The sequence below is a fragment of the Novosphingobium sp. NFX11 genome, assembly GCF_057376415.1.
This window is the reverse complement of the sequence record NZ_CP080385.1, coordinates 1,086,433-1,099,339: the sequence shown is the minus strand read 5'-3', so window position 1 is coordinate 1,099,339 and position 12,907 is coordinate 1,086,433. Positions and strand designations below refer to the sequence as shown.

Here is a 12,907-nt window from a genome sequence, read left to right as displayed (position 1 = left end):
GTATGGCCGGGATCGGCAGGGGGCTGCGGTATCGCAGGACGTTCGCTACTCGGTATCGCCGTCTGGATTGGCGGCACGGCCTGAGAACGGAAGCGCGGTTCCGGATTCTCAGCGGACGTAAGCACTTGCGTAACCTGCACCACCGAACCCTGCCGGATTGTCGGCGCGGCGGCGGGGGCCGTGGTGCCCGGGCGCGGCGCCGTGCTTTCCCTTGGGGCGGAGGGCGCGTCCATGACCGTGCGCGGTATAGGCTGCACGCTCCCGGCGATCGGCTGCGCCGGTTCCTCGAAGGCCGTATCTTCGCCGCCGCCCTCGTAAAGCGTGCGCGGGCGCGGGGAGAGCAGCGCCACGCGGCCCGAGGCTCGGGCGGCGAGGGTGGCGAGATAGCGGCTCACGCTGCCAGCTCCAGATACGCCGCGCGGCGCTGCGGGGTCATCGCCAGGATGTCCGCCTCTCGCCAGCCATAGGCACGGGCGAGCGCGGCGACTTCCGCCAGCAGCCGCCGCGCCTCGGCGGCGACCGAACGGGCGAGGTGATGCGCGGGATCGTGCAGCGCCGGAATGCTCGCGCCGCAGTGCGGGCAGGCGACGAGCAGCGTGATCGCCGCCAGCGGATCGGCAGCTTCCAGCGCATCCTCGATCGCGGCGACAACTTCGGGCGGGAGGTTCGCGGGATCGGCGGGCGCACCATCGCGGGTGCAGAGCGTCACCACGCGGGCGAGGAGGGCGCGCTCGGCCGCTTCGGGCTCCTCTGTCGCCAGCACCGCCATGTCGCGGCTGTCGGCGGGGCGGGCCTCGATCCGCCACGCGCCGGTCGTCACCAAGATCGGCGCGCTCCGTTGCGGGGCCATCGCCAGCAGGCTGTCGGCATCGAGCGTGACTTCCGCCGTCTCGCCACATGCGTGGCAGGGCACGGTCGCCTCGATGGCCGGGCCGAACAGTCGCCGCTGGTGCGCGATCAGCTTCCCGTCACGCGCGCCGATGGGAAGGCGTGCAAGGGCATCATCCCCGGCACCGGGCTCGGCGGCCCGAAGCAGGGCAAGCGGGTTCGTGCCCGCCTCCCAAAGTGCGAGCAGTCCCTCGACCGGGTTCGTGGACATGGCCTTACTGCGGTTCGACGAAGCTCGGTTCGGAAGGCTCGGTTACCGCGTAGTCGCGCTCCCAGCCTTCGTTCTCGATCTTGATGTGCTGGATGGCCACCGCGTTGGCGTTGGCGTCGAGGTCGGGCATCGACTGGAACTCGCTGATCCAGCAGCGGAACAGGCGATAGACGATCGCCGGTTGCCCTGCCTCGTTGTAGAGTTCGATGGTGATGTCCTTGCGGAAGTCGGCGAGCGAGACTTCGGCGCCGAGGGCGGAACCGAAGTTCCAGACCTTGTTGGCCCACCGCTCGAACTCGACGTCGTGGGTGACGCCCCGTTCGAGGGTGACGGCCTCGAACTCGCTGCGACCGGGGGACTTGCGGCTGGAGGAGGGGTCGCCCCCTCGCGATGCTTGACCACTTCGGTCGTGCGCTTGAGCGCGCTGACCTTGCTGACGCCCGCGACATAGCGGCCGTCCCACTTCACCCGGAACTTGAAGTTCTTGTACGGGTCGAAGCGCTGGGCGTTGACGTTGAACTGGGCCATCGGGCAACTCCTCCCTTGCCGATTACGAAGCGGCCTGACCGGCCAGCTGCTGGATGCGGATCATGACGAATTCCGCGGGCTTGAGCGGCGCGAACCCGACCAGGATGTTGACGATGCCCCGGTCGATGTCGGCCTGCGTGGTCGTCTCCTTGTCGCACTTGACGAGGTAGGCGTCGCGCGGGGTCTGGCCCTGGAACGCGCCCTGCCGGAACAGGCCGTGCATGTAGGTGGTGAGGTTCAGCCGGATCTGCGCCCAGAGCGGTTCGTCGTTGGGTTCGAAGACGACCCACTGGGTGCCCCGGAACAGGCTTTCCTCGATCATCAGGGCAAGGCGCCGGACGGGTACGTACTTCCACTGGCTTGCCTCCACGTCGGAGCCGACGCGGGTGCGCGTCCCCACGAGAGCGTGCCGTAGACCGGCAGCGCGCGGATGCAGTTGAGGCCCAGCGGGTTGAGCAGCCCGTTCTCGGAATCGGACAGCTTGTAGACGAGCCCGCGCACCCCGCGCAGCTGCGCATCGGTTCCGGCGGGGGCCTTCCACACGCCGCGCTCGGCGTCGGTGCGGGCATAGAGCCCGGCGATCGCGCCGGACGGGCCGAAGGTGCGCAGCTGGAAGTCGTTCAGCGGATCGGCCATGCGGACGCGCGGGAAATACGTGGCCGCGTTGGCGCCCTTGACGGTGAGGCCCGAGGAAATCCACTCGAACGCGCGGTCCACGGTGTTCACGGTCGGCGGCGGGTCGATCAGCAGGAAGGCGCGGCGTTTGGTGCAATAGTCGAGCGCGGCCTGATAGATGGCGTTCGGGTCCAGCCCGGTATCGAGCGCATTGGGATCGCCGGGGCTGGCGCGGGTGGCGTCGGGCAGGACGAGGATGTTGAAGATGTCCGCCTTTTCCAGCGCATGGATGCCGGTGAAGGCGGACGGACTGCCGATCACGTCGGCGCTCTGCGGCAGCTGGGTGCCGTCGGCGCCGGGGACGGGGTTGCGCTGGGCGGCTTCGGCTGTGCCGGTGCCGAGGCGGTAGCGACCGACATTGAAGTTCGCCGCAGGCAGCTTGAGCATCGCCAGGGCACCTGCCGGGGCGCTGTCCGCCAGCGAAAGCGTGGTGTCCACGGCCGCGGGGAGCAAGGCCGGGTCGAACATCGGGGCGATGCGCAAGGCCTTGCCCGATCCGGTGACGCCGACGGCGACGGCCGCGCCGGGCAGTGCGGCGGCCAGCGCCTCGTTGAAGCGCCGCTCCAGCAGCCGGGCGAGGGCGACGACCGAGGTGGGCAGTGTCTCGGCCTGCTTGATCAGCGTGACTTCGAGTGCGGTGATGGGGCCGCTGGGCCGGTTGGCGGTGACCCGGACCTTGTACGCCTTGTCGTTGGCGAGGCCGGTGATCCCGGTGGAGGTGACGGTGAAGTCGGTGCCGACGATCCCGCTCTCGGCCGGGCGCGCGCCGGGGCTCGCGGCGGGGACTTTCGCCGTGGCGAGGCGCGAGCCGTTGGCCGGGTCGTTGAGCACCGCCTCCACGAAGCGGGGCGAGGCGGTCGATACGCTGAGGTCTGCCCAGCGCTCGACGGCGCCGCTGCCGAGATCGGTCAGGGTGAGGTTGAAGTTGCTGGCCGATGCCCCGTCGTAATCGACGTCGGCGACGATCCCGTTGCCCCAGTCGCCCTTGCTGGTCGCGGTGAGGGTGAAGCTGACCTTGGCGGCGTTGGCGACGCCTTCCTTGAGGTTGACCTGCGCGGCGACCCCGTCGCTCTTGGGTACGCGCACGACGATCGCCTGGCCGCCGCCGTTCTGGAAGAACTGCTGGACCGAATAGCTCAGCTCGCTGTTGGCGGCGAGGCCGCCGAATTCGCGCTCGTAGTCGGCGTAGCTGAAGATCGTCGTCGCCCGGTTGTCGAGCCCGCGCGCGGTATAGCCGACGAAGGCGGCGATCGCGGTGGGTACGCCGGCCAGCGGACGCACGCCGCTGCCCAATTCCTCGACGTAGACGCCGGGATAGGTCGGTACGATAGGCATGAGGCCCCTCCTCCCCCTTGTCCGCACATGCGGATGGTGGATCGATGTTGATGGGAAATCGACCTTGAATGATAATCGCTACGTATAGCTACTTGGCGACCAGATCTGCTTGCGGCGAATCAATAGCACCGGGGAAGTTCGGGGCACATGACGATATATGTTAGAGTATGTTTGTCGGTGTGCGGCGAAATGACTTATTATGTAGATCAACTGATATTGGTTAACATCATGTAGTATTGCTTCTACTTGATTGGATTGTCTTTCTCTGAATTTCGACTGTCGTTGCGGGTTTTGCATGCGGTAAAGCGTGGCGCTTTGCCGCGTCACTCCGCGCAGGATTGAGTCGCTGCGCTTGCCATGACGATGCGGCGGCAGGTCACCCGCTCCCTGCCTGTCGGCACCACCGTTCAGAACAACTCATAGGTCGCGGCAACCAACTCGATTGTCCCGTGCGGCTTCGGTCCGCAGGTCATCCCGGCAATCTGAGGAGTCGATCCGTGCATCTCGCCCTGTTCCTTTCGCTGTCGGGCTCACATCTTGCCGGCTGGCGCCATCCGCTGGCCGAGCATGGCGATCCCTTCGACGTCGCCAACTACGCGCGGATCGCGCAGGCGGCGGAACAGGCGAAGCTCGACATGGTGTTCGTGGCCGACAAGCTGTCGATCGACGACATCTACGGCAGTTCGTTCGAGGCCGCCGTCAGGCTGCGGCCCGCGATCCACGTCGAGCCGCTGACCCTGCTTTCGGCACTGGCCATGACGACCGACCGGATCGGGCTGGGGGCGACGATCTCGACCAGCTATTCCGAGCCTTATCACGCCGCGCGCATGTTCGCGTCGATCGACCACTTCAGCAAGGGGCGCGCGGCCTGGAACGCGGTCACCTCCGTCAATGACGGCGAGGCGCGCAACTTCAGCCGGGCGGAGCATCTGGGGCACGCCGAGCGCTACGAACGCGCCGCCGAGTTCATCGACGTCGTGCGCCTGCTGTGGGACACATGGCAGGAAGACGCGATCACCGCCGACAAGGCGAGCGCGCGCTATGCCGATCCGTCGCGGATCCACTACGCCGATCATCGCGGCACGTGGTTCCAGGTCAAAGGGCCGCTCGGCGCGGTGCGGCCGCCGCAGGGGCATCCGGTGCTGATCCAGGCCGGTGTCTCCGGGGCGTTCCAGTCTCTGGCCGCGCGCAATGCCGAAGTGATCTTCCCGGTACAGTCGACGCTGGCCAAGGCGCAGGCGTTCTACGCCGACTTCAAGGCCCAGGTCGTGGCCGCCGGCCGGTCTCCCGATGCGGTCAAGGTGCTGCCGGGGGTGGTTCCGATCATCGCGGATACCGACGAGGACGCGTTCGAACTCGAAGCCCAACTCGACGCGCTGATCCATCCCGAGGCAGGGCTCAGCTTCATGTCGGGGAGCATGAACTACGACTTGTCCGTCCACCCGGCCGATGCGCCCGTGCCCGATATCCGCGATCGCATACGCGGCAGCAAGGGCCGCTTCGAAGTCGTGCTCAAGAGCGCGATGGAGCAGGGCATGACGCTGGGCGATCTCGGTCGAAGCTATGCCAAGGGCCTCGCCTTCGCGAAGTTCGTCGGCTCGCCCGCGACGGTGGCGGACAGGATGGAGCAATGGGTCCGCGAGAAGGGCGCCGACGGCTTCGTCGTCATGCCGCCCTACATGCCGGGAGGGGCGGAGCGGTTCCTTTCAGGCGTCGTGCCGGAACTGCAGCGGCGCGGGCTGTTTCGCAGCGAGTACGCGGGTACGACCCTCCGGGACCACCTCGGACTGGAGCATCCCGGCAACCGCTTCGATCTGGGCGAGGACATGCTGGCCGCGCAGTGACGTAGCCGCGCACCCGGGGTTTCAGCGCCGCGGTGCCGGTCCGGGGCTCTCTCGAGTGGCTGTCCGGCAGCGGATCGCCATGTCGAAAGAGCCGGTCACCCGGAGGCGGCGCCATGCTGCTTTCGGGTGTCGCACGTGGTTCGTAACGACGAGATGAGGCGGATCGCATGTTCTCCAGAGACCGGAGCATTACACGAGTGCCGATCTTCCAAGTCATTATTCGATTGCCCTAATTGCTTCGGGAATACAGGATTTGCCTGTTTCTCGGAGAAATCTCTTTGATGGCCGATAAGGGCAAGGCTATATTGCGGACCCGGAGTAATTGACCATGCGGAAGGTCCGGCCGACGCTTTTTCGTACAGTAGCGCAGATTTCGTGCTGCATTGCAGAAAGGGCGTAGACGACGCCGCCATCCCGTATTACCATGTTTGAAATAAGTATTACTGACATGGGTGGTCAAATATTACGAGGGCAGGCGCATGGACGGGGTTCGCGTAGGTAAGAGATTGATCGGAACACAGGCACCAGTCACTGTCGGCTGGGAGAATATCGGCAGGGTCGAAGGCGGTCCGGTGAAGCAGTTCGTCTTCACCTGGTTCCAGCCAACGGTGCTCTTCGCGCTGATCGCGTTCTGGTACTACGCCCCCAATTCCATCGCCAAGGCATCGACAGCGATCGGCATCGGCATCGGTTTCCGTCTGTTTCTCCTCGGCCTCGAATGGGCCTTCCCGCGCTACGAAAGCTGGAACCTCACGTGGAAGGAACTGGCGACCGACCTGTTCTACGTCGGCCTCGGCTATACGATCCTGCGCATCGTCGACGGCTACATCGGCGACGGCGTGATGATCGAGGCGATCCAGGGCGCGTTCCACTGGGACAAGTTCGCCTGGTTTACCGGGCTGCCGCTGCTGCTGCAGGCTTTCCTGATCTCGTTCATCTTCGATTTCGGGCAGTACTGGATGCATCGCGGGATGCACAACTGGTATCCGCTGTGGCTGCCGCACTCGGTGCACCACTACATCACCCAGTTGAACATCAACAAGGGCGCGGTCGGCAACCCGGTGGAGCTGTTCCTGATCGGGCTGGGTGTCGGCGGGTTCTTCGACTTCCTGCCGCGCGCGTTCCTGCTGGCCGGGGCGATCGGCATGGCGGTCGGCAGCTACCAGCACATCAACGTGCGCTTCAATTCGCCCCGCTGGTGGCGCTTCCTGTTCCACACGACCGAGCATCACAGCCTCCACCACTCGCAGGACTTCGAGGCGAGCCGCAGCAACTTCACCAACACCTACATCTTCATCGACCGCATCTTCGGCACGTGCGTCGATGGCGAGGCGGAGCTGCTGGGCATGGAAGGCGGCCGCCGCATGGGCATCCGTGAGCAGATGACCTTCCCCTTCACCGAAGGCTGGAAGGCCCTGAAGGAGCGCTTCGGCGGCACCCGCGCCACTGCGGTTCCGGCCGAGTGACCGCCCGCATCGGGCGCGGCTCTCCTCCCATGCAAATGCAGTCCACGGACTTGGGCGGCCCTTGTGGCCGTGCCGAAAGGGATACCATGAACGCGCGTTTCATCGACTGGATCTGGCATGTCAGGGGCAGCCTGCCGCTCGCGCCCGGACAGTCGCGCGAGGATGCCTTCGACCGCCTCACACCCCTGTTCTTCGAGAGCGGCACCAGCCACGAGCGCGGCGGCGACACCCTGACTTTCACCAAGCGCGACCAAGCCGCGCAGGACAGGATGTCGGTCTTCGACGGCGGCACGCTCCGGATCGATAACGGCGCGGGCGGGTCGGTACTGCGCTGGCACATGACCAGCCGGGCCTTGCTGTTCTGCTTCCTGGCGCCGCTGCTGTTCCTCGCCTTCGGGCAATTGACGATCGCGCTCGGCAAGCTGGAAAAGCCCGCAGCCGAAGCCTCGGAAAAGAAAGACGAGAAAAAGGACAAGGCCGCGCCGGCGATGAACCCGATCGACAAGTTCCTCGGCGCACCGGCTCCGGAAAAGCCCAAGAAGGACAGCAAGGACAAGAAGGAAGAGAAGAAGGACGACAAGCACTCGCCCACTTCCGCCTATGTCTTCGCCGGTATCTTCGCCGCGCTCTACGTCGGTGGGCGAGTTCTCGAGGACCGGAAGATCAAGGCGCTGATCCGCAGGAAGCTTTCGGGACTCTAGCGTCTTGTTCTCGCCGTACCGCGCCATGGATTGCTTCGCCGGGTGATCTCGGTCAGGGGTACGTCGAAGCGGGAAGAGGCGTACAGGAATGGCGGAAGCAGGCGAGAACAGGAGCAGGGCGGCGATGGACCCGCGTGCCCTGCTGACCTTCCGCGCGGTCTGCGATACCGGATCGATAAGCGCTGCCGCCCGGGCGCTCAACCTCTCGCAGCCCTCGGTGTCGAATACGATCTCGCTGCTGGAGCGCAAGTTGGGCGTCGTGTTGTTCGAGCGCGGGCGCGGCGGCATCGTGCTGACGGCGGAAGGCGAAGTGCTCCAGCGCCGGGCCGAGGCCATGGCGACGCTGCTGGGCGATGCCGTGACCGAGATCGAGCACACCCGGCAGGGCATCGCCGGACCCTTGCGCATCGGCGGCACGCCGGGCGCCCTGCTCACTCTTCTGCCCGGCGCGATCATGCGGGTGGAGGAGGCGATCGGCGACTTTGCGCTCAGCGCCATCGAGCGGCCCGACGAGGAACTGCTGGAGATGGTGCGCAAAGGGGCGATCGAACTGGCCTTCGTGACGACCGGTATCGAAAGCGTTCCGGCCGACATGAAGGAAGTCACGTGCGCCAGCGACCCGTTCGTCCTGATCGTCGGCCCCAGGCATGAGAAGCTGCCGGGCCGCGTGTCGCTGCGCGAGGTCGAGAGCTACCCCTGGGTGCTGCCCGAGGCGCGCGGCGCGTTCCGGCGGCAGGTCGACGCGCTGTTCATCGCCGCGGGGGTGGCGGTGCCGCGCACGACGATCCGCTGCGACTCCCTTCTCACCACGCGGGCCATCGTAAGGGAGAGCGACCGGGTGACGGTACTGCCGCGAACCGTGGCGCTCGACGGCGTCACCGATGACAGCATCCGGGCCGTGATGATCGAGGAAGCCGTGCGTGAACGCAGCGTCGGCGTGCTATGGCTAGCCAGTCGTCCGCTGTCTCGTCCGGCGCAGGCGATGATGGACGCGCTTCGGCAGGTTCCATAGTTTCAGACTATAGCATCGCAAAAAATCATTATTTTACTTTGTGGGTCTGCGCAGCTTAACAATCCAGCGATAACGATGATCGCAGGAGAGCAGGATGCGGGCACTGATCCGCCAGGTTTCCATTTTCGACGGCACCGGCTCGGCGCTCCGGACAGGCTCCGTTCTGGTCGAGGGCGAGCGTATCGCCCGCGTCGCGCCGGGTGAGGACGCACTCGCCGATGAGGCCGCCGATCTGGTGATCGACGGGCGCGGGCTGACCCTCATGCCCGGCATCGTCGATGCGCATACGCACCTGACCTGGGCTTCCTCGCTGGAGAAGGTCTACCACCAGTTCATCCTGCCGCATGACGAACTGAAGGTCGCAGCCTGGCGCAATGCACGGGTGCTGCTCGACCACGGTTTCACCAGCCTATACTCGGCCGGTGCCCTGGGTGACATGATCGAGCCGGATCTCGCCCGCGCCATCGAGGAGGGCGATACGCCCGGCCCGCGCCTCGTCCCCTCGACGCTGGAGCGCAGCCCCGAAGGCGACGATACCGGCGACGTGTTCAACGGCCGTGGCTCGGAGGCGATGCGCCGGTTCGTGGCTTATTGCGCGGACGAGGGCGTCAAGTCGATCAAGCTGGTGGTCTCGGGCGAAGATGCGCTCAAGCCCGGCAGCGCGATGGACGTGCTCTATACCCGCGAGGAAATGCTGGCGGCGGGGAGGCCACCCGCGAGGCCGGGATGTGGATCGCCTGCCATACTTATTCGCCCGAGGCGATCGGCCTCGCGCTCGATGCGGGCGCGCAGATCCTCTACCACTGCTCCTTCGCCGACGAAGCGACGGTGGAGCGGATGGCGGCGGAGAAGGACAGGTTCTTCTATGCCCCCGGTCCCGGTGTCTCGGTCGCCGCGCTGGAGGCGAACCCGCCGCCGCACGTCGATATGACGCACATGAAGGCGAGCGCAAAGGTTCGCATGGACCTTGAGGCGAAGTTGATCCCGCGGCTGAAGGCGCGCGGCGTGCGCGTGCTGGTCGGCGGCGACTATGGCTTCCCGTTCAACCCGCATGGCCGCAACGCGCGCGACCTGCAGCACTTCGTCGATTACTTCGGCTTCACTCCCGCCGAGGCGCTGCAGGCGGCGACCCAGCATGGCGGCGAACTTATGGGCATCGAGACCGGCGTGATCCGCGAGGGCTGGCTGGCCGATCTGCTGCTGGTGGACGGCGACCCGACGCAGGACGTTGCGATCCTGCAGGACAAGGATCGCCTGAAGATGATCATGAAGGGCGGCAAGCTGCACAAGGCTCCAAGTGACATCTTGGCCGGGGCCGGGGCAGGGGTCGCCGCCGCCGCGAACTGAGTTTAACAGGGACGAAAATCATGTCGTACGACGTCGTTGTCGTAGGCTGCGGCCCTGTGGGCGCGCTGGCCGCGAACCTTCTCGGCCTGAAAGGGCTGCAAGTCCTCGTTCTCGAACGGGAACTGGAACACTACCCCCTGCCGCGTGCGGTCCATCTCGACCATGAGATGATGCGCCTGTTCCAGTCGGCCGGGGTGATCGACCGTGTCGAGGGCGACATGATCGCCACTGACGGGCACCTCCATGTCGGCGCGGATCACGGCGTCATCCGCTATATGGGCACGGTGGGCAAGCCGCGCCCGTTCGGCTGGGCGAACGACTACTTCTTCTACCAGCCCGAGCTGGAAGCCCACTTGCGCGAAGGCTTCGCCGGCATGGCGAACGTCACGCTGAAGCTGGGCGCGACGTTCACCGGTCTGGAGCAGGACGCAGGCGGCGTCACCGTATCCTACGACGAGGGCGGTGAGCGGCAGACCGCCTCGGCCCGCTGGGTGATCGCCTGCGACGGCGCGCGCAGCACCGTGCGCAAGGCGCTGGGCGTGGATCTCGACGATCTCGATTTCGAGGAGCCCTGGCTGGTCGTCGATGCCGAAGTGCAGGGGCCGGTCAGCTTCCCGCCGATCGCGGGCGTGCCCGAAGGGGCGGACCTGCAGCGGCTGTCGGTGATGATGTGCGATCCGGTGCGCCCCGCGACCGTGGTGCCCGGCCGCCGCGATCATCGCCGCTGGGAATTCATGCTGCTGCCGGGTGAGGACGACAAGGCGATGTCTGCGCCGGACAAGGTCGCCGAACTGGTCGGCGCGTGGATGGCCGACGTACCGCACGAGATCGTGCGCGCCGCGACCTATCGCTTTCACGGCCTCGTCGCCCATCGCTGGCAGGTCGGCAATGTCTTCCTCGCGGGGGATGCCGCGCATCAGACGCCGCCGTTCTTCGGGCAGGGCATGTGCCATGGCCTGCGCGACGTCGCCAATCTGGCGTGGAAGATGGACGCGGTGATCAATGCGGGTGCCTCGCCTGCGATCCTCGATACCTACCAGCGCGAGCGCGACCCGCACGTGCGCGCGGTGATCGGCGCGGCGGTGGCGGCCGGGCGCTACATCTGCGAACTCGACCCCGACCTTGCCGCCGCCCGCGATACCCGTATCCGTGAGGAAGCACGCGGCAAGCAGGGTGAGACCGCGCATGACCTGATCCCCGCGATCCGCGAAGGACTGGTGCTTTCCGGCACTTCGGGTGCAGGCGCGCGCTTCGTCCAGCCGGTACTCGCCGACGGCAGCAAGCTGGACGAATGCACCGGCGACGGCTGGCGCCTTTTCGTCCGCGACGACACCGTGCCCGGCGAGGCCGGGGGCGTCACCCGCGTCGTCGCGGCGGCGCTGGCGGACAATCAGGCGATCGCGTCGTGGCTTGACCAGCACGGCGTCGATGCCGTGCTGGTGCGCCCGGACCACTACGTCTTCGGCACCGCGTCCGACAGCGGCGAGGACCTGCTGGCCGCTCGCGCGGCCCGGCTTTTCGATTATAAGGAATTTACCGCATGACCCTGACGCTCCTGCAGGCGCAGACCATCGTGACCGCCGCGCTGGCCGAAGCACGGGCGCGGGGCGCGAAGGCTTTGGCGGTGATCGTGCTCGACGCCGGAGCCCACCCGGTCGCCTTCGCGCGTGAGGACGGGGCGAGTCTCTACCGCTTCGACATCGCCCGCGCCAAGGCCGAAGGGGCCGTGGGCATGGACGCCGACACCGCCGTCCTCGCCGAGCGGGCCAAGGGCAATCCGGTGTTCTTCCATAGCGTCAGCGCGGCCGTGGGCGGGCGCATCGCCTTCTCGCCCGGCGGCGTGGTGATCCGTGATGCGAGCGGCGCCCTGATCGGCGCGGTGGGTGTCAGCGGCGATACCGGCGAGTGCGATGCCGAATGCGCGCTCGCAGGGATCAGGGCGGCCGGACTTGTCGAGGAGACCGAGGCATGAAACTGCGAAGCATCGAACTGGCGCTGCCCGATCCGGCCGCTGCTGCCGCCTTCATGACCGATGTGTGGGGCATGGCGGGCGCCGACGTGATCGGCACGACCCATTACCTGCGCGGTTCCGGTTCCTACCCCTACCTGGTCGCCTTCGAGCAATCGGCGGACGAGTTCGTCCGCTCCACGACCTTCCTGTGCTCGGCGGAGGAGCTTGACGGCATCTCGGGCCGCGCCGCCGCCGCAGGCTGGCCGCACCGGGCCACGGTCAGCGAGGACCCCGGCGGCGGTCACGGCCTGCTCGTCGAACTGCCCGAGCGCGAACTGCTGCGCTTCCTCGTCGATGCAGGCGAAGTCGAGCCGATCGCGGGCCGCGACCTGCCGGTCAAGCTCACCCATGTCGTGTTCAACTCTGCCGATGCCGAGGCTTCCGGCCTTGCGGTGGAGGAAGTGCTGGGCTTTCGCGTTTCCGACCGGACCAAGGGCATGGTCTTCGTGCGCTGCAACGACAGCCACCACTCGACCGCTTTCGCGCGGGCGGGGATCAGTTCGCTCAACCACATCGCCTTCGAGATGGAGGACATCGATGCGGTGATGCGCGGCATCGGCCGCCTGCGCGATCATGCGCTGGCGCCTGCCTGGGGGCCGGGGCGGCATGGGCCGGGGGCCAACGTCTACGCCTATTACATCGCCCCGTTCGGGCCGGTGATCGAGTTCTCCACCGCCGTCGAGAAAGTGCCCGACGACTACCGTGTCGGCGCGCCGGAGGACTGGACCTGGCCGGAGAACCGCATCGACCAGTGGGGCATCTCGGACAAGGATTTCGCCGGACTGCGCCGCGCCGAGGAACGCTTCCGCTTCCGCCGCGACTGGCAGGACGAAGCGCAAGGACAATGAACACCGCTGCCGCCATTCCGGCAGGTCAGGAGAAAACGGAC

Annotated in this window: 8 protein-coding genes and 3 pseudogenes; 8 read left to right on the top strand and 3 right to left on the bottom strand. The window is 66.8% G+C overall.

Annotation, left to right across the window (positions count from 1 at the left end; all coding sequences use genetic code 11):
* Positions 1–391: 391 nt before the first annotated feature.
* The 3 genes and pseudogenes from KZO24_RS22830 to KZO24_RS22820 form a co-directional block, all read right to left on the bottom strand.
* Complete coding sequence (locus KZO24_RS22830) at positions 392–1,099, bottom strand: hypothetical protein (protein WP_271184461.1); 708 nt, start codon at positions 1,097–1,099, stop codon at positions 392–394.
* Between the two features lie 4 nt (positions 1,100–1,103).
* Positions 1,104–1,627, bottom strand: a pseudogene (locus KZO24_RS22825) (phage tail protein).
* 22 nt (positions 1,628–1,649) lie between these two features.
* Positions 1,650–2,530: pseudogene (locus KZO24_RS22820) on the bottom strand (phage tail sheath family protein); the annotation flags it as partial.
* Between the two features lie 1,604 nt (positions 2,531–4,134).
* On the opposite strand from KZO24_RS22820, the gene KZO24_RS22815 reads away from it, so the two are divergent.
* The 8 genes and pseudogenes from KZO24_RS22815 to KZO24_RS22780 all read left to right on the top strand — a co-directional run bounded on the left by KZO24_RS22815 (position 4,135) and on the right by KZO24_RS22780 (position 12,866).
* The gene (locus KZO24_RS22815; protein ID WP_008831686.1) at positions 4,135–5,481 is read left to right on the top strand and encodes an LLM class flavin-dependent oxidoreductase; all 1,347 of its coding nucleotides are present in this window, start codon (positions 4,135–4,137) and stop codon (positions 5,479–5,481) included.
* Positions 5,482–5,960: 479 nt separating this feature from the next.
* Complete coding sequence (locus KZO24_RS22810) at positions 5,961–6,947, top strand: sterol desaturase family protein (protein WP_271184463.1); 987 nt, start codon at positions 5,961–5,963, stop codon at positions 6,945–6,947.
* Between the two features lie 86 nt (positions 6,948–7,033).
* Complete coding sequence (locus KZO24_RS22805; RefSeq protein ID WP_271184464.1) at positions 7,034–7,648, top strand: hypothetical protein; 615 nt, start codon at positions 7,034–7,036, stop codon at positions 7,646–7,648.
* Positions 7,649–7,736: 88 nt separating this feature from the next.
* Positions 7,737–8,660 (top strand): LysR family transcriptional regulator, encoded by a 924-nt coding sequence (locus KZO24_RS22800; protein ID WP_430098837.1) that lies wholly within the window; start codon positions 7,737–7,739, stop codon positions 8,658–8,660.
* 94 nt (positions 8,661–8,754) lie between these two features.
* A pseudogene (locus tag KZO24_RS22795) lies at positions 8,755–10,007 on the top strand (amidohydrolase family protein).
* Between the two features lie 20 nt (positions 10,008–10,027).
* Positions 10,028–11,551, top strand: a complete 1,524-nt coding sequence (locus KZO24_RS22790) for a bifunctional 3-(3-hydroxy-phenyl)propionate/3-hydroxycinnamic acid hydroxylase (protein ID WP_271184467.1) — start codon at positions 10,028–10,030, stop codon at positions 11,549–11,551.
* On the top strand, positions 11,548–11,979 hold the full coding sequence (locus KZO24_RS22785; RefSeq protein WP_271184468.1) for a GlcG/HbpS family heme-binding protein: 432 nt from the start codon (positions 11,548–11,550) through the stop codon (positions 11,977–11,979). The genes KZO24_RS22790 and KZO24_RS22785 overlap by 4 nt, the downstream gene beginning before the upstream one ends.
* Positions 11,976–12,866, top strand: a complete 891-nt coding sequence (locus KZO24_RS22780; RefSeq protein ID WP_271184469.1) for a VOC family protein — start codon at positions 11,976–11,978, stop codon at positions 12,864–12,866. The genes KZO24_RS22785 and KZO24_RS22780 overlap by 4 nt, the downstream gene beginning before the upstream one ends.
* Positions 12,867–12,907 lie beyond the last annotated feature (41 nt).

Coding starts and splice junctions, on each gene's coding strand:
- KZO24_RS22830 (WP_271184461.1), bottom strand. CDS start 1,099: ATGTCCACGAACCCGGTCGAGGGACTGCTCGCACTTTGGGAGGCGGGC.
- KZO24_RS22810 (WP_271184463.1), top strand. CDS start 5,961: ATGGACGGGGTTCGCGTAGGTAAGAGATTGATCGGAACACAGGCACCA.
- KZO24_RS22805 (WP_271184464.1), top strand. CDS start 7,034: ATGAACGCGCGTTTCATCGACTGGATCTGGCATGTCAGGGGCAGCCTG.
- KZO24_RS22800 (WP_430098837.1), top strand. CDS start 7,737: ATGGCGGAAGCAGGCGAGAACAGGAGCAGGGCGGCGATGGACCCGCGT.
- KZO24_RS22790 (WP_271184467.1), top strand. CDS start 10,028: ATGTCGTACGACGTCGTTGTCGTAGGCTGCGGCCCTGTGGGCGCGCTG.
- KZO24_RS22785 (WP_271184468.1), top strand. CDS start 11,548: ATGACCCTGACGCTCCTGCAGGCGCAGACCATCGTGACCGCCGCGCTG.
- KZO24_RS22780 (WP_271184469.1), top strand. CDS start 11,976: ATGAAACTGCGAAGCATCGAACTGGCGCTGCCCGATCCGGCCGCTGCT.